14 protein-coding genes are annotated in these 15,618 nt (G+C 40.3%); 8 read left to right on the forward strand and 6 right to left on the reverse strand.

Features of this window, described 5'->3' with window-relative positions; all coding sequences use genetic code 11:
• Positions 1-98: 98 nt before the first annotated feature.
• Together gcvH and gcvT are read right to left on the reverse strand one after the other, a co-directional pair.
• A complete protein-coding gene (gene gcvH / locus I8751_RS11820; protein WP_214439352.1) occupies positions 99-491 on the reverse strand; it encodes a glycine cleavage system protein GcvH in 393 nt (130 codons plus the stop codon).
• 125 nt (positions 492-616) lie between these two features.
• The gene (gcvT, locus tag I8751_RS11825) at positions 617-1,753 is read right to left on the reverse strand and encodes a glycine cleavage system aminomethyltransferase GcvT (RefSeq protein ID WP_214439353.1); all 1,137 of its coding nucleotides are present in this window, start codon (positions 1,751-1,753) and stop codon (positions 617-619) included.
• A 1,179-nt stretch (positions 1,754-2,932) separates the two neighbouring features.
• On the opposite strand from gcvT, the gene I8751_RS11830 reads away from it, so the two are divergent.
• Together I8751_RS11830 and I8751_RS11835 are read left to right on the forward strand one after the other, a co-directional pair.
• Entirely contained in the window at positions 2,933-3,427 is a 495-nt protein-coding gene (locus I8751_RS11830) for a pentapeptide repeat-containing protein (protein WP_214439354.1), read from the forward strand.
• A 154-nt stretch (positions 3,428-3,581) separates the two neighbouring features.
• Positions 3,582-4,448, forward strand: a complete 867-nt coding sequence (locus tag I8751_RS11835) for an aldo/keto reductase (protein WP_214439355.1) — start codon at positions 3,582-3,584, stop codon at positions 4,446-4,448.
• Between the two features lie 81 nt (positions 4,449-4,529).
• Here I8751_RS11835 and I8751_RS11840 read toward each other — a convergent pair whose 3' ends face one another.
• Both I8751_RS11840 and hslO read right to left on the reverse strand, forming a co-directional pair.
• Complete coding sequence (locus I8751_RS11840; RefSeq protein ID WP_214439356.1) at positions 4,530-6,626, reverse strand: chromosome segregation ATPase; 2,097 nt, start codon at positions 6,624-6,626, stop codon at positions 4,530-4,532.
• A gap of 154 nt (positions 6,627-6,780) precedes the next feature.
• Positions 6,781-7,686, reverse strand: coding sequence for an Hsp33 family molecular chaperone HslO (gene hslO, locus I8751_RS11845; RefSeq protein ID WP_214439357.1), 906 nt, complete (start codon positions 7,684-7,686; stop codon positions 6,781-6,783).
• A 154-nt stretch (positions 7,687-7,840) separates the two neighbouring features.
• Here hslO and I8751_RS11850 point away from each other — a divergent pair, with 154 nt between their 5' ends.
• The 4 genes from I8751_RS11850 (at position 7,841) to I8751_RS11865 (ending at position 11,570) form a co-directional block, all read left to right on the forward strand.
• A complete protein-coding gene (locus I8751_RS11850; protein WP_214439358.1) occupies positions 7,841-8,227 on the forward strand; it encodes a hypothetical protein in 387 nt (128 codons plus the stop codon).
• Between the two features lie 614 nt (positions 8,228-8,841).
• Complete coding sequence (locus I8751_RS11855; protein WP_214439359.1) at positions 8,842-9,312, forward strand: hypothetical protein; 471 nt, start codon at positions 8,842-8,844, stop codon at positions 9,310-9,312.
• A gap of 328 nt (positions 9,313-9,640) precedes the next feature.
• Positions 9,641-9,961, forward strand: coding sequence for a hypothetical protein (locus I8751_RS11860; protein ID WP_214439360.1), 321 nt, complete (start codon positions 9,641-9,643; stop codon positions 9,959-9,961).
• A gap of 490 nt (positions 9,962-10,451) precedes the next feature.
• Positions 10,452-11,570 carry a hypothetical protein gene (locus I8751_RS11865; RefSeq protein WP_214439361.1) on the forward strand — a complete coding sequence of 373 codons (1,119 nt, stop codon included), beginning with the start codon at positions 10,452-10,454 and terminating at the stop codon, positions 11,568-11,570.
• An 88-nt stretch (positions 11,571-11,658) separates the two neighbouring features.
• Here the strand turns inward: I8751_RS11865 and I8751_RS11870 are convergent, their stop codons facing one another.
• Together I8751_RS11870 and hisD are read right to left on the reverse strand one after the other, a co-directional pair.
• Positions 11,659-12,084, reverse strand: a complete 426-nt coding sequence (locus tag I8751_RS11870; RefSeq protein ID WP_214439362.1) for a universal stress protein — start codon at positions 12,082-12,084, stop codon at positions 11,659-11,661.
• Positions 12,085-12,302: 218 nt separating this feature from the next.
• The gene (gene hisD / locus I8751_RS11875) at positions 12,303-13,604 is read right to left on the reverse strand and encodes a histidinol dehydrogenase (RefSeq protein ID WP_214439363.1); all 1,302 of its coding nucleotides are present in this window, start codon (positions 13,602-13,604) and stop codon (positions 12,303-12,305) included.
• Between the two features lie 670 nt (positions 13,605-14,274).
• On the opposite strand from hisD, the gene rpsT reads away from it, so the two are divergent.
• Both rpsT and I8751_RS11885 read left to right on the forward strand, forming a co-directional pair.
• Positions 14,275-14,571, forward strand: coding sequence for a 30S ribosomal protein S20 (gene rpsT / locus I8751_RS11880; RefSeq protein ID WP_214439364.1), 297 nt, complete (start codon positions 14,275-14,277; stop codon positions 14,569-14,571).
• 66 nt (positions 14,572-14,637) lie between these two features.
• Positions 14,638-15,423 carry a TatD family hydrolase gene (locus I8751_RS11885; RefSeq protein WP_214439365.1) on the forward strand — a complete coding sequence of 262 codons (786 nt, stop codon included), beginning with the start codon at positions 14,638-14,640 and terminating at the stop codon, positions 15,421-15,423.
• Positions 15,424-15,618: the final 195 nt, after the last annotated feature.

Here is a 15,618-nt window from a genome sequence, read left to right on the forward strand (position 1 = left end):
GGAAGGTGGGGCCCCCTTTGGGGATAAGGGGCAGGGTTAAAGGGTTTGCTTCTTCATCCTTTACCCTTTTCCCCCTCTTCTTGCCTCCCTGCCTCTTCCTACTCCCCTTCTACCAGGGCGCGATACTCATCAGCCGTCAAGCCGTCATTCACCTCATCAGGATCATTGACGCGTACTTTTAAGAGCCACCCCTCAGCGTATGGATCTTCTGCCACTTCTTCAGGAGAGTCAATCAAAGCCTCATTTCGCTCTATAACTGTGCCGGTTACTGGTGAACTCAGGTCTTCAACAGCTTTTACCGATTCAATTGAGCCAAAGGTTTCTCCCTTAGCCAGGGCATCGCCAATCTCTGGCAATTCTAAAAACACGACATCACCCAATTGGTCTACGGCAAACTCAGTGATGCCAATGGTGGCAATTTCACCATCTAGCCGCACATATTCATGAGTATCCAGGTATCTCAAATCCTGAGGATATTCAAAAGACGACATATCAATTTCCCTTCCAGATCAAACAAATTATCGCCCCAAAAGTCATCTAGGTCATGTTTGTTAATTAAACATAGTGTAGATCCAGTAACTTAAAACACATTATTCCTTAAAAATTGGGAAAGTTATCAGTTGGTAGCACGATTCTTTGAGCGATAAAAGGGACGTTTAACTACAACTGCTGGGTAAGCTTTGCGCCGAATTTCCACTTCTAGCTGTTGACCAACAGCTGCTAGGTTACTAGGAACGTAGGCTAAGGCAACAGGATAACCAAGGGTAGGAGATATAGTCCCACTAGTTACTTCTCCGACTACTTGGCCTGCTGATAAAACTTGGTAGCCATGACGGGCAATGTTGCGTCCTGACGTTTGTAAACCTACCAGTCGGCGCTCAACTCCAGCGGCTTTTTGCTGCACCAAAACTTCCCGACCAATAAAATCACCTTTGGTATCAAGATGAACTAGCCATCCTAAACCTGCTTCTAAAGGGGTGGTGGTGTCGTCGATATCTTGCCCATAGAGTGCCATGGCTGCTTCTAAGCGCAGGGTATCTCTCGCACCAAGTCCACAGGGAATCACCCCAGCATTATAAAGATTTTGCCACAATTCCACCCCGACTTCCGGATCTACCATCACCTCAAAACCATCTTCGCCGGTGTAACCTGTGCGGGCAATAAAGCCGGGTTTACCTAGTACTGTTGCTGTTAAATGTCCGAATGCTTTGATTGGTTGTAAGTCTTCTTGCACAAAGGGCTGGAGATATTGAATCGCTTTTGGCCCTTGCACAGCAATCAGGGCTTTTTCTGGTGAAAGGTCTTGGAATTGCACCTCATCTAAGTCAAGATGTTGCAATAACCACGCTTTGTCTTTAGTAGTGGTGGCTGCATTGACTATGATTAATACCCACTGTAGGCCAGTGGTATCTTCACCTTGATAGTAAACAATAATGTCGTCAATAACGCCACCTTGGGGATTTAACAAAACGGTATATTGCGCTTCACTAGGTTGCAACCGATTCAAGTCTGATGGAACTAGACGCTGGAGTTGAGGAATCAAGTCTTTCCCGTGGAGAGTAAATTTACCCATGTGGGATATATCGAACATCCCGGCTGCATTTCTAACAGCCTCGTGTTCACGACTAATACCAGTAAACTGCACGGGCATTTCCCAACCACCAAAGCTGGTAAAGCGTGCTTTGATTTCTACACCCAGTTGATATAAAGGAGTCCGCATCAGAGACGAGGCGATATCTTCTTGATTAGCCACAGATATTTTTGCGATCGCATTTCAACATCTATATATCCTAAGGCAGTATTCTTTTATAAAAACAGACAGAAAAATTGTTATGGTCAGCAGCCTTTGTTATTACCGTGCAGCAGAGCAGTAGATTTTTAACCCTTTATTATGTCTAAATGTCAAGCAATTACCTCTAGAGTTGTCAGTATCTATAAAAGCTGTTTGTTGATTTTCATTGGTGGTAATTACTAAAATATGGAATAACACAGGTGTCCATATAGCAACACATACTATAGATAAAATTACTCTTACCTTGTTACTGTGAGTATTTTTTGGGCTTGTCTTTGGTCGTGATGCTTGTTTACAAACTGTCTCTGGTTTCCAAAAATGATCATTAAAGTTGTAATAACTCATTTATAAACTGGCTCCAAATTGAGAAATATTAAAATTTACCATAATTAAATAAGTAAAACAAATTAATACAAATGTTCTACTTATTAAACTGAATTTATCAATGATTGCAACAAAACAAAGTAGTTGTCTGTGTCTAACAAATGTTATGCCAGAAACAATAATTTTGTGGATAACCTTAATATAAGGAAATAGTAAGCAATCTTTAGTAATTTATTTCTCTCCCTAACGAAAGAAGTTATATCTCAAAAAAGATAGAAATTTTAATTAATTTGACTGTTCAAATTCCAGACAGATAAAGGCTCAGCGATCGCATAAGATTGCAACAAGTAGATTGCGTGCTGCTAGTAATGCCTTTGAATCTCTGTTTGTCCAGAAGACCGAACTTTTTTGGTTTGTTTTAACTACTTGTTTTACAATTTAGATATAAATCACTATAAGTCTTGATAGCGAAATTAAATTAATCTTCTTAAGATTCCACTAGATATAAAATTCATCAAAAAACTTGAAAAGCCTATCACCAAACAAATACAGACAACAGAAAAATCAGCACAGCAAAATTTTAAAGTTGATATCATTGATATTCAAGAGCTAAATACTTCTTCAATTAATCATCCTGTAGTTGAATCTGTTGGTAAATCAAGGTGGAAAATTTCTGAAATTTGCAAAGATATTCGATTGGATGATTTTTCATGGCATTTTTAAAGAAAACAGGTTTAGTCTCAGTAAATCAAAAAGACTCTCTAGTGCGGTTTAATAGTGAATGGCGGAAGTGTTGAGATTTATTAAGAAGAGATTATGAAGTATCGGCAACTATTGGCTAGCGCTGTCTTAGCTATGGTTCTTTTTTTGTTTCCCCTGTCGGCGCAGGCCGCAAGTTCTTCTAGTATTACCCGTTCTGCTGGTGATGAACTAAAAGGCAAGGATTATTCTGGTCAAAATCTAGTTGGCACTGAGTTTACCAATGTAAGTTTAGAAAATGCTAACTTTAGCAATGCTAACTTACGCGGTGGTGTGTTTAATGGTAGTCTTTTAGAGGGAGTAAATCTGCATGGTGTAGATTTTAGTGAAGGCATAGCCTATTTGGTAAGGTTCAAGGGCGCTGATTTGAGCGATGCAGTTTTTACAGATGCAATGATGCTGCGTTCTATATTTGATGATGTTGACATCACAGGCGCAGATTTTACAAACGCAATTTTAGATGGTTTGCAGGTGAAAAAACTCTGCACTCAAGCCAATGGTGTTAATTCTAAAACTGGTGTAGCTACTCGTGAATCTTTAGGATGTAAGTAGATAATCATCCCCTTCTTAGTCAGTAAAGAGGGGGATTATCTCATATTGAAATAGCTAATTGTTTCCCTTAAGCCCTATCCATAGGTAATTGTCAAAATAGATTTAAATTAGCTAAATACATTAGTTAATAGCCCTCTAAACTAAGATTAGAAGTATGGAAAGCAAACAGCTAGGAAAAACGGGTATTTCTGTAAGTGCCATTGGCTTAGGTGGAATGCCAATGTCAATTTCCAATCGTCCGCCCGAATCGCAATCTATCGCAGTTATTCATCATGCCTTGGATTTGGGTATTACATTTATTGATACCGCTGACTCTTATTGCCAAGATGAATTAGACAAACATCACAATGAGCGATTAATTCACAAGGCACTTAACAGTTATAAAGGCGACGTTAGCCGTATGATTGTAGCAACTAAAGGCGGTTTGATGCGTCCAAATGGTAGTTGGACACGTAATGGTAGTCCAGAACATTTGCGTCAAACAATTCGTGCCAGTTTTGAAGCTTTAGGTGGAAATAAACCCATCGATATTTGGCAATATCACGCTCCTGATTCCAATTACACAATTGAGAAATCTCTCGCACCAGCAAAAGAAGCAGTAGCAGATGGTTTAATTCGGTTTGTAGGAGTTTCTAATTTTTCTGTTGAACAAATTAAGCGATCGCGGGATGTGGTAGATATTGTCTCAGTGCAAAATCAATACAGTCCTTGGCAACGACAACCCGAAACTGATGGCGTGTTGAAGTATTGTGAACAGGAAGAATTAACCTTTTTACCTTGGAGTCCTTTTGGTGGTAGTCGCCGTCATAGTGATTTACAAGATATTCCCGTGATCGCTCAGTTAGCCAAAGAAAAAGGCGTATCGGTATACAATATTGTGTTGGCTTGGTTGCGTTCTAAATCGCCCTGTATTTTACCGATTCCTGGTGCTAGCAAGACTTCTAGTATTGAAGATTCAGTGCGTGCCATTGATGTAAAATTATCTGAGCAAGAAGTGGAAAAAATTAATCAAGCAACATAAAAAATAGGAGATCACAATTATCTATTGATAAACCTCCTACAAAGTAAATTTTGCAAGAGGTTAACTCCAACTGATTAAAAATCACCCTTCATTAATAGGAGTTATGGGCTGCAATTGCGGATACTCAGGCTGAGATGGAGGCGGAGGCGGAGGTTCAGGATTAAGAAACTGTTGCCAAGTCTTAATTTGATCTTGCGCTGCACTATAAGCAGAACTACCACGCGGAATCAACTTAGCAGTCTCAATGGCTTTGTAAAGATCAGAATTACCCTGAGAGCGTGCTATATCTAATAACTGCTGACTCCACTGATCAAGGGCTACATTCACATCCAAGCGCAACACACTATTATTTGACACCTTATCAGCTAGACGCATCGCCTCAACCAAAGCTTCTGGTGTACCAGCAAGTGCTAGTTCACGTGCTTTTTTCCAGTTTTCTCTGGCGCGGATTTGTCCTGACCAGTCATCTATAGCTGCTTGTGCTTCGCTAGAAAGCGATCGCCCTGACGATGCAATTGCTTGAGCCGCACTAATCGCAGCAGGTAAATTTCCACTCTGAGCTAGTTCTCGTGCTTGATCTAAGTATGGTTGGTCTTGAATGCGTTCAACTTTAGCTGTCCAAGTACCAATCCTTCTGCGTGCTTCTGGATACAACGCCCGACCCCGACCGATTTGACTAGCCTCAGCGATCGCAGCTTGTAAAGAATTAATATCCCCCATAAAAGCTATCTGTTCAGCACGTTCCAAGTAAGGTTGATCTTCGATTGTTTCTACTTGGGTACGCCAACGACTCGCCTCTTGCTTAGCTTCCGATGCACGGGGATTATTAACAGGAATCATCTGTACTTCCGCGATCGCTGCTGTTAATTCGTTCACTGTTCCTTGGCTAGCCAATGTTCGCGCTCTTTCTAAACGAGCTACGTCTTCAATTTCTAACTGCCAACGAGTAATTAATTGTTGTGCTTTGTCATAAACTGGTCTGGAAGGATCAATTTGTTGCGCCTGGGAGATTGCTGTTTCTAAACCAGCAACAGTACCTATCCATGCGCTTCTTTGAGCATCAGCCAAAGCAATAAAGTCTTCAACTTCTGTTTGTAATTTAGTACTGTCGGGAATTTGCCTAGCAATATCAAGAGCTGTATCAGCGTCGCGTGTATCTAATTTTGCTTGTGCTAACTCCAGCATTTTGCGCCCAAATGCCGGAACCAATTCCTGTGCTTTCTGATAAAGATAACTGTCTGACCCTATCGACTCAGCGATTTTGATCGCTTCTAGTAAGTTATCTACTACTTTGCTATCTGCTAAACCTTCAGCTTTGGCTAATTTTTCGCCATCTTCCCGTGCTGAGGTAATTAAGCGATTTAATTGATCATATTTAGTACTTGCCCAAAATTTATTATCTACACGTAGCAATTTAGCTGACAACATAAATGCTGATTGCCAACGCCTTTGCTTTAATTCTCCTTCGGCTTCTTGGTAGATACCTTCTGCTTTCGACCAAATTGACTGCCATTGAGAAACTTGATTGTCTACTAATTTATACGCTGCTAGGTCTTCGGGTATTTTACGTGCAGTGGCGATCGCTTCTTCTAAATTTCCCCCTTGAAAACTTTGATCAGCTAGGCGTAAAATATCTTTTGACCATTCCTCTAAGAAACGCTCAATTTCTCCATGCAGGGGATGATTTTGGGGCAGTTGTCTCACCATAGCGATCGCTTGTAGCAAGTCATCCACCTTCTGTTTAGAAGCTGCCAACTGAGCGCAATGTAATCGCACCGACGCACTAGCCAAAGGCCAAAAAATTGATGGGCAGTTGGGAGCAGATGGTAACTTGAACAGCATCGCCATCGCCAAAAACCCTATACTACCGGGAATTAACGTTAACAATACTGACCACAATACCCAGCTTTTCATCCAGCGTGGCAATCGCTGAGAATTTTTACTGGGTAAACTTGTATTTTCTGAGTTAGTATCTATAGGTAATCCTTCTGTACGAGACGCTCCGCTAACGGAATCCTTTTTGTTTCGCCGCTTCATTGACTTAGAGGTAGAACCAGTAGCTGGGGCACCAAATACTGGAGTTTCACCAAATTGTTGACTTTTGGATGATCCTCCGATTTTATCTGGCTCTCTCGCTTTGCCTGAGGACCAACTGTCTGGAATATCTCGCTCTGTCATTTCTCACACCAAAATAATTGAATAGCGATCTGTTTTAGGTCGATAATTCCATTGTTGCCATAGTAGCTTTCCCATAATTAAAAAGCTACTTTTTTACTTGATCTTGCTCCATAAATATCATTAATCTTTTGAAAACATAGTGTCGTTTTATACTTTATCCAGAAATAGAAGATTCCGTTTGCAAATCAACTATCAATTGAGCCAAATGATCACTGCTTGCCTGATAAACTCTGCCACAAAAGTCGCAAGTTGCCTCAGCACCATCATCTTGAATAATCATATCTTGCAACTCGGCTTCTCCTAGGATTTTCAATGCTCCTAAAACGCGATCAAAAGAGCAGCCACAGTGAAAGCGTAGCATTTGGCTTTCAGGAAAGATTGTTAGCCCCATGTCTCCTAGTAGATCATTCAAGATTTCCGTTAACGTCTTGCCAGCTTGCAACAACGGCGTAAATCCTGATAAAGCAGATACCCGTGATTCTAAGGTTGCTACCAATGCTTCATCTCTGGCAGCTTTAGGTAGCACTTGCACTAATAACCCCCCGGCAGCCGTAACTCCACCTGCTCCCACGAACACGCCTAAAACTAGTGCTGAAGGTGTTTGTTCGGAATTCATGAGGTAATGAGCCACATCGTCACCAATTTCGCCCGAAACGAGTTCTACGGTACTAGAGTAAGGGTAGCCGTAACCGATATCTCGCACCACATACAAATATCCGTCACCTACTGCACCACCGACATCGAGTTTACCTTTAGCATTAGGAGGCAATTCTATAGATGGGTTTCCTACATAGCCGCGTACAGTTCCATCCAAGCCTGCATCTACCAATATACCACCTAAAGGCCCATCGCCCTTGACCCGGACATTAACCCTAGATCCAACACGTTTCATGCTAGAAGCCATCAATAAACCAGCTGCCATAGTCCGTCCCAGTGCTGCTGTGGCCACATAAGAGAGCTTGTGGCGCTGCCGTGCATCTTCTGTTAAGCGTGTGGTGATCACACCCACTGCCCGAATTCCACCTTCGGCTGCTGCTGCACGAATTAACTGATCTGCCATGAAAAACCTTACATTTCTTAACAAGTTCACTTTTTCTATTCTAAGTTCTCATTTGCTAGAAAAGTGGACTGGCGATCGCTAGTGACTGGATTTGCAATACTAGAAACTACAATTCACTAAAAGTGATGTCTCACTGTTAAACAATACTAGAAACATGCTAGGTAATTTTCAACAAAGCCAACTGCGGATAGAAATCGAAGCGTCAGCCGATGCCATTCATGACAGTTTATTGCATCCAGAGCAATTAGGAAAATGGCTCTTAGGACAACGCTTTGCTCCAGGAATGCCAGAAGAACTGCATCCAGGGTTTAAGTTTACAACTTGGGCTGGGCTAGTTCCAGTTCATCATCAAGTCGACGTGGCAAAATCCAACTGTCTGCGCTTACTACTTAGTGGAGGTATTGATGGATTTCATGAATGGTATTGGGGAGAAGGCTGGGTGCAATCCCGCCTCGAAGGAGTTTCAATTTTGCCTTTAAATTTAGGACAAAGCTTAAATCTGTTGAGCTTGCGTCAGTTTCTTGCAACTCAAACACACTGAAAATATTTGATAATCTTCAGAATTAAGAAGGGTTGAAACTATAAATCTAAATTCCTCTCCACCATAAAAGTCAGGTCTGTAACTAAGCTTTATGAAACTGCTGATTACAGAACTAACTCGCGCTTTCAAACGCATCTTGATAACCACGACTGAAGCTTTTAGGGAGTGACAAATAATAAATACCCCAAAGTTTGTTGTGGTGCAGGTATCCTGTTGGCTAATCACCAAAGACGGGCAGGATGCCCACACCACAAAATGGGATAATTTGATTTTTTGAAAGTTATTTACTAGTGCTGCTGGTCTTGGCTTGGCTGGAATAAAGATTGCTCGCCCTGCTAGGTTGATACCATCTAACTTTAAAAATGATACAAATACGTTGGTAGGGAACAATGCCGTGCCCTTACGAGAAATCTATATGTATCAAGGTTTTGTGAATTGGTATGAGACTATGCTGCTTGCCCATACAAGCCTGTTAGCAAAAAACATAGTATTACTTCGTTAAATTTATATAATCTTTAATCCAGTAATTATACGATTTTTCATATTATAATTACACAACGCTGTTAAAACTACTTTATATATTATTAACAAGCAGTTAGCATAAAAAAGTTTATATGAAGCGAGAGATTATCACAAGGCGAGATATCGAAAAACAAATCCGAGATATTGAAACTGCTCAACCATATTTAGAAGATTCAACAGATTCTAACACTGCCAGAAATCTAATCCCAAAACAGGATGATTACCAGTCAAAATTACTTAAATACATTCCTACAGAAGTTGTAGCGCTATATATAACACTTGATGGCATTGTCAAAGCAGCATTTAATCCGCAACTATCACAAGAATATTGGCTTTGGCTTTGGATTATTTTTGCCATATTATTAATATCTACGCCGCTTTACCTTTGGCGCGTTACTAAGGTTAGAAAGAAAAAACAGCTAGTTATTTCAACTGTCGCCCTTGTGGTTTGGGTATTTGCCTTAGGTGGGGCTTTTGTTGCTTTCAGATGGTATAAACCCTTCTACGGTGCAATCATTCTTCCATTATATACATTTTTTATACCTATCCTAGAAGCTGATTAATTTAGTCATGCCAGTTTAGTGCCGACTAAATTGCTTACTCTAAAGACAACAACAATACAGTGCTTTTTTTGAGTAAGTTGACAATAAAAGATATTATGTATATAATTAGTTAGTTTACGGGTTTATATAAATAAAACTAAATTTTTTACAAAAGTTAAGCTATTTTTGAGTAAAAATAGATATTTTTTCTTGTAGCATCTACTGTTACTGTTATAGTGAGTTTTATTTCTTTAAAAGATTTAGTCTGGTACTGCTGACTGCCTTAGTAGTTAATATCCAGTTCAATTATGAGGGATAAAACAAAAAACAAATTGCAAGAGAGGAAAAAATGAAAAGTATTGCTAGTCCTTTAGAAAAAATGGTTACTCGTTTTTTAAAAAAAATAGTTACAGGAGAACCTAAACTTTTCCAAACTGACCGTAAAGAGATCCTTGACAAAGCTATACATGCTAGTGAAAAGGTATCTCATCTTTTAGAAGGAATAGAAGAAATTCAGGCAATAGGGGTATCTCGAAGTGACAAGGGTTATTCAGTTAAGATTAACTTGACTTCTCCCTTGCCCACAGAAGTAGCTAGTAAGGTTCCTGAGAAACTTGAAGGCGTACCTATAGAAACAGAAGTTGTGGGACAAGTTTTTGTACTGACTTAGATATGGCGCTATATCAACCTAGCGCTTCATTAACAAAAAACTATATTAAGAATTATACATAATTATTTATACTTTGTAATAATCTTTTATAAAATTTTTATGCCTCCAAGTATAGCTTGCTGAGGCTATTTTTTTTGCTTATGTTATGGCGATTGCTAGGTAGGTTAGGACATAAACTGATCATACAATCCTGACATCATGAGACTTTCAAGTCTGTCCCTGTCCCCTGCTATACTTCAATTTTTGTTTTGATTTGAGAAGTTTGGCATAAGAATTTAAGGAATACCCTAAATAATTGAAAAACGTAAAGTAATTTTTATACTTTTATTAAAATAAATGAGTTGCTGTACTTATTACTTTTGGTTATTTATTTTGTTTGATTCATACTCAGTGTTAGTATGTAGTAAAACTATTGCTCTATTTTGAGTAAGAATCAAAATTAGAAGAATAGCTATTAGTACCGCTTTGCTATGTTTGGAGTATTGTCTACATGGTGAGCAACTTAGAAGATCCCATAAGAATAGTACACTTTGAAGAAGCTGTAAAATTAAGAGATAAGGCTAACGAAATTTTATGGGACAGGTTACATGAGCCTCGTCCTTTTAGTCAATTAGTACCTACTTATGAAGGCAGACAGTTAAGATCTGTTCCAGTTTTAGGAGTTCATCAGCGGGAACAACAGGATTATCAAATTGCTATATATGTAGCAGAAGAGCGTGATCAAGAAATCATTGAGCCTATTTTTAAAGAAATACCTAAAGAAAAAATAGATTTTCAAGTAACAGGCCCTGTAATTCCATATAGCAGTTCTTCGGTGTGTATTGGTGATGCAATATCTCATTTTAGTTGTACTGGCAAAGGAACATTAGGCTGTTTTGTCCGAAAGAGTGGTCATCCAGACTTATTCATATTAAGCAATAATCATGTATTAGCAAATTTGAATAAAGGACAGCGAGGAAAAGATTACATTATTCTTCGTAATACTACTCATAAAGGTATTGATGAATTTAGACAGATTTTATGGACGAGGTTCTTATCGCTTTTTAAATTATTCCCTCTTCCTTATAGTGAGAATGCTACCAGTGAGGAAAAGAGGAATATTGGTGTAAATAAAATTGCAGTTTTGACAGATTATATTGAACTTACAGAAGATGGTATTAATTTAGTTGATGCAGCTATTGCCAAAGTTAATAACCCTAATTTAGTCAGGTTAGACGAAATTAAAGGAGTAGGTAAACTAAAGGGTTATTACAACAAAGATAATATTAAAAATATAAATCCCAATTTAAGATTTACTAAATTAGGGCAAAAAACTGGTCAAACCTGGGGAAAGCTGAGAACTTTTCCCACGAAATTTACTATGGGATATAGTGATGAATTAGTAAACTGTAAATTTGAAGATATTATTACATTTGAAGCTGCTGAAAATGATCGATTCGGCGCTCGTGGAGATAGCGGTTCGCTGATTGTAGATGAGAATGGTTACGCTGTAGCTCTGCTTTTTGCTGGAACCGAAGGAGGAGGACGTAAAAATCTTGGAATTACCTATGCCATTCCAATCTATACAATTTTAGAGAAGCTAGATGTTGATCTAGTGCTGACACTTTGACATAACTAGTAAAGTCAAAAAGTAATTACAGGCATAGCCAGTTTGACATCACCTAACCTAACAATCGATATCACGGCTATTCACTACTTTAATTGGGCTTGACCACCAATACCGAACAATTAGCTTCTTCCACAACTTGACTGCTTACCGAACCCTGAACAATTCGCTTCATGCCAGTTAACCCGCGACTACCAATAATTAGTAAGTCAGCTTGGTAGATATTGGCTAGGCGAATAATTTCGTCAGCAGGGTCGCCAGTTACCAATTCTAATTCACTTTCGATTGATAATTTTTCCTGATAAGATTGCAGTAATTTTTCAATATGAAAATAAGAAAATGTTGAGGACTCTGGATGAGGGAGATCGGCAGGTAGTTCCATTTCTGACTCTGGTGTAGCAAAAACATGGCAGAGAACGACTTTAGTATCTTCTGACAACACTAAATCATTGAAAGCTTGAATTACTTTCTCTGCGATTTCCGAACCGTCTAAAGCTACCAAAATATTTTTTAGCACCGATCTTGTCTCCTAAAGAGTAGACCCCTGAATATCAGTAAACTGGTGAAGATTATTGGTTCCTAAGCCAATAATTTTCCCAATAAAAAATTACTTTTTATAGTTGAGGCTGCAACTGAAAAAGAAAAGCTTCCTTGAGGCAAATGCCGCCTAAAATTTTAGTTTGACGTTACGAGTGACTTTTGCCAATAGTATAAGAAAAAATTAAGCATCCAAAATCACTCTTCTTGCTGAATTCGGCGGCGTACTGAATCGGCATGAGAAGGCAGTCCTTCAGCTGTTGCCAGGGCATCAATTGCTCCTGCCACTTTTTGCAGTGCGGTTTGTGAATATTGAATAATACTAGAGTGTTTGAGGAAAGTTTCTACCCCTAATGCTGAAGCATAGCGGGCAGCACCTGATGTAGGCAAAGTATGATTAGGGCCTGCCAAATAGTCTCCTACAGCCTCTGGTGTAGAGTAGCCTAAGAAGATCGCCCCAGCATGGCGAATATTAGGAAGTACTGCCCACGGATCTTTAACTTCTAACTCCAAATGTTCGGGAGCAAATTCATTTGAAAATTCTGCCGCTGCTTCTAAAGATTCTACGACCACAATTAAACCGTAATGAGCGATCGCTTTTTCGGTATCTATCCTTCGGGGGTGATCTACTAGCTGTCTTTCCACGGCTACTTGCACATTTTTTGCTAAAGCAGTATCTGTCGTTAACAAAATTGCCGCCGCCATTGGATCATGTTCAGCTTGTGCCAACAAGTCAGTAGCCACATGGACAGGATTGGCTGTTTCATCAGCAATAATCAGCACCTCGCTTGGCCCTGCCAAAGAATCAATACCGACGATACCATAAACAAGTTTTTTGGCTAAGGTGACATAAATATTACCAGGCCCAGTAATCACATTTACTTGAGGAATCGTTTCTGTGCCGTAGGCTAAAGCAGCGATTGCTTGCGCCCCCCCAACTCGATAAATTTCTTGCACCCCTGCTTCTTGGGCGGCTACCAAAACTGCTGGGTTAATGGCTTTACCTGCTCCTGGTGGTGTCACCATGACTATGTGGGGTACGCCAGCTACCTTCGCCGGAATTGCATTCATGAGTACCGTACTAGGATAAGCGGCACGACCACCGGGCACGTATAAACCTGCCCGATCTACAGGGGTGTAGCGTTTGCCTAGTACTACATCGTCATCGCCAAAGTGTACCCAGCTTTTTGGGACTCGCTGACGGTGAAATGCTTCAATTTGGCGGACAGCCAACTGAATTGCCTGGAGCAGCTCTTTCGACACCTGTTGGTAGGCCGCGTCCAGTTCCGAACCTGTCACCCGCAATTCTTCCGGCTTCAAGGTTTGGTTGTCAAATTCAGATGTATAATGCAACACAGCTTTGTCGCCTTGGCGTTTCACTGCTTGCAATACTTCCCGCACTGTGGCTTCTTTGTGAAGCACCTGTTCATCATGGGTGCGATCGCAGATACGTAGTAGTTCTGCTCTAACGTCTGCCTGCTGAGTAATGATTCGCAGCATGGAGTAAGGAGAATGCCAAAATTTTAGAATATTCCCACCTGAGAATTCAGTCTTGCTTTTGACTTATAAAGTATGCCAAGGCAATTTCAATTCTCTTCTCTAGCTTAACCTGGATTTTTTTGATACTCTCAAGGTCGCCCGCTGATGAGTTGCTTGAGAAGGCGAATCAATTATACTCAGTCCGACTGGCCTTGATTAGCTGGCGGCAGGGAGTGGATACGCCAATGCCACTACCCTTAAGTCTAAACCCTCTTTTCGGTCGGGTATATGGATGTTATTTTTGTCAGTCCATACACTAGTTATCCGAAATAAGGGCAGACTCTAAGTCTAATTCTTGTTGATTTTTTACTTTTATTAGCCAAAATTAGCACAAACACCATATATTGGGTCTATACATTTAAATCACAGCCTACATTGGCGGCAATACCACTTGATCAGATAGTGGGTAATTATTTAGGTTCACAATTTATTTATTAGAGTACCTAATTCTAACGCATTTCCTGGCTTGAGTACATACCAAGTAAGAGTTTGTCAAGTCTTCTTAATCAATGCAGTTAGTCCAAGGTAAAAGTGAGATTTTTTTTCAGAAATCCTCACATTGGCAATATGGATGCTATATTAGTAAGTCTAGTAGTGTGTGTACATATTAATAGTCTTTTTGGAATTGACTGTGGCGAATACAAAGTCTGCTCTTAAGCGCGCCCAAATCGCAGAACGTAACCGACTGCGTAATAAAGCTTACAAATCAGCAGTGAAAACGCTGATGAAAAAATATGTGAGTGCCGTAGAAAGCTATACAGCTAATCCTACACCAGAATCAAAAGAACAAGTAGAAGCGCGACTGTCCGAGGCTTACAGCAAAATTGATAAAGCTGTCAAGCGCGGTATTCTACACCCCAACAATGGGGCTAGAAAAAAGTCCAGATTGGCTCATAAACTCCAGCCAGTCGCCCAAACTGCTGAATAGTCCAAAGTCAAAAGTCCATAGTTAAGAGTTTGTACTTCAACTCTTGACTATTGATTCTTAACAAAAATGCAGCTGATTGACACCCACGTTCACCTCAACTTTGACTCATTCCAGCCAGATTTAGCCTCAGTGCGATCGCGTTGGCAAGAAGCAGGAGTAGTGCGTTTAGTACACTCTTGCGTTGAGCCAGCCGAGTTTACCAGCATCCAAGCTATAGCGCACCAGTTTCCTGAACTGAGCTTTGCCGTGGGATTGCATCCTTTAGATGCAGAAAAATGGTACAACGATTGGGCCGATAAAATCCGTTCTTTGGCTAGTTCAGAACCGAAAGTGGTAGCCATAGGGGAAATGGGACTGGATTTTTACAAAGCAGATAACTATGTAACCCAGCGCATGGTATTCGAGGCTCAATTAGCGATCGCATCTGAACTTCATTTACCAGTGATTATTCACTGCCGCGATGCGGCAAAAGAGGTAAGAGAAATATTGCAAAAATGGCAGGATTCTAAAGGAGAACCCCTGCGGGGTGTAATGCATTGTTGGGGAGGGACACCAGAAGAAACCCAATGGTTCCTAGACTTAGGCTTTTATATCAGCTTTAGTGGCACAGTAACATTCAAAAACGCTAAGGCTATCCACGCCTCAGCCGCAATGGTGCGAAGCGATCGCCTGTTAATTGAGACAGACTGCCCCTTCCTCGCTCCGGTACCCAAACGGGGCGAAAAACGTAACGAGCCTGCCTATGTCCGCTACGTAGCGGAGCAAGTGGCTTTGTTGCGCGGGGAAACAGTAGAGGCGATCGCTCATCAAACCACCCAAAATGCCTGTAAATTATTTAATTTAGTACTATAAATTACAAGTATTAAGGTTTGGTTTGTAGATTGGAAAAAATATAACCCTCTGGAATAGCAAAAATATGCTAAGATTATTCCCTCCAAAACATTTTGCTTACGTCATAATGATAAAGGAAGGAATTGAAAACTCCTAAAACTTGATTTTGTACTGTTATCAACTTGACCATCCTCCTCCTCTCTACATACGGATGCT

It is taken from the genome of Atlanticothrix silvestris CENA357 (assembly GCF_016056295.1).
Taxonomy (GTDB): Bacteria; Cyanobacteriota; Cyanobacteriia; order Cyanobacteriales; family Nostocaceae; genus Atlanticothrix; species Atlanticothrix silvestris.

Excerpts from the sequence above, each read along its gene's own strand:
- I8751_RS11830 (WP_214439354.1), top strand. The coding sequence starts at position 2,933 with ATGAAGTATCGGCAACTATTGGCTAGCGCTGTCTTAGCTATGGTTCTT.
- I8751_RS11835 (WP_214439355.1), top strand. The coding sequence starts at position 3,582 with ATGGAAAGCAAACAGCTAGGAAAAACGGGTATTTCTGTAAGTGCCATT.
- I8751_RS11850 (WP_214439358.1), top strand. The coding sequence starts at position 7,841 with ATGCTAGGTAATTTTCAACAAAGCCAACTGCGGATAGAAATCGAAGCG.
- hslO (WP_214439357.1), bottom strand. The coding sequence starts at position 7,686 with ATGGCAGATCAGTTAATTCGTGCAGCAGCAGCCGAAGGTGGAATTCGG.
- I8751_RS11885 (WP_214439365.1), top strand. The coding sequence starts at position 14,638 with ATGCAGCTGATTGACACCCACGTTCACCTCAACTTTGACTCATTCCAG.
- I8751_RS11860 (WP_214439360.1), top strand. The coding sequence starts at position 9,641 with ATGAAAAGTATTGCTAGTCCTTTAGAAAAAATGGTTACTCGTTTTTTA.
- I8751_RS11865 (WP_214439361.1), top strand. The coding sequence starts at position 10,452 with ATGGTGAGCAACTTAGAAGATCCCATAAGAATAGTACACTTTGAAGAA.
- I8751_RS11840 (WP_214439356.1), bottom strand. The coding sequence starts at position 6,626 with ATGACAGAGCGAGATATTCCAGACAGTTGGTCCTCAGGCAAAGCGAGA.
- hisD (WP_214439363.1), bottom strand. The coding sequence starts at position 13,604 with ATGCTGCGAATCATTACTCAGCAGGCAGACGTTAGAGCAGAACTACTA.
- I8751_RS11855 (WP_214439359.1), top strand. The coding sequence starts at position 8,842 with ATGAAGCGAGAGATTATCACAAGGCGAGATATCGAAAAACAAATCCGA.
- gcvH (WP_214439352.1), bottom strand. The coding sequence starts at position 491 with ATGTCGTCTTTTGAATATCCTCAGGATTTGAGATACCTGGATACTCAT.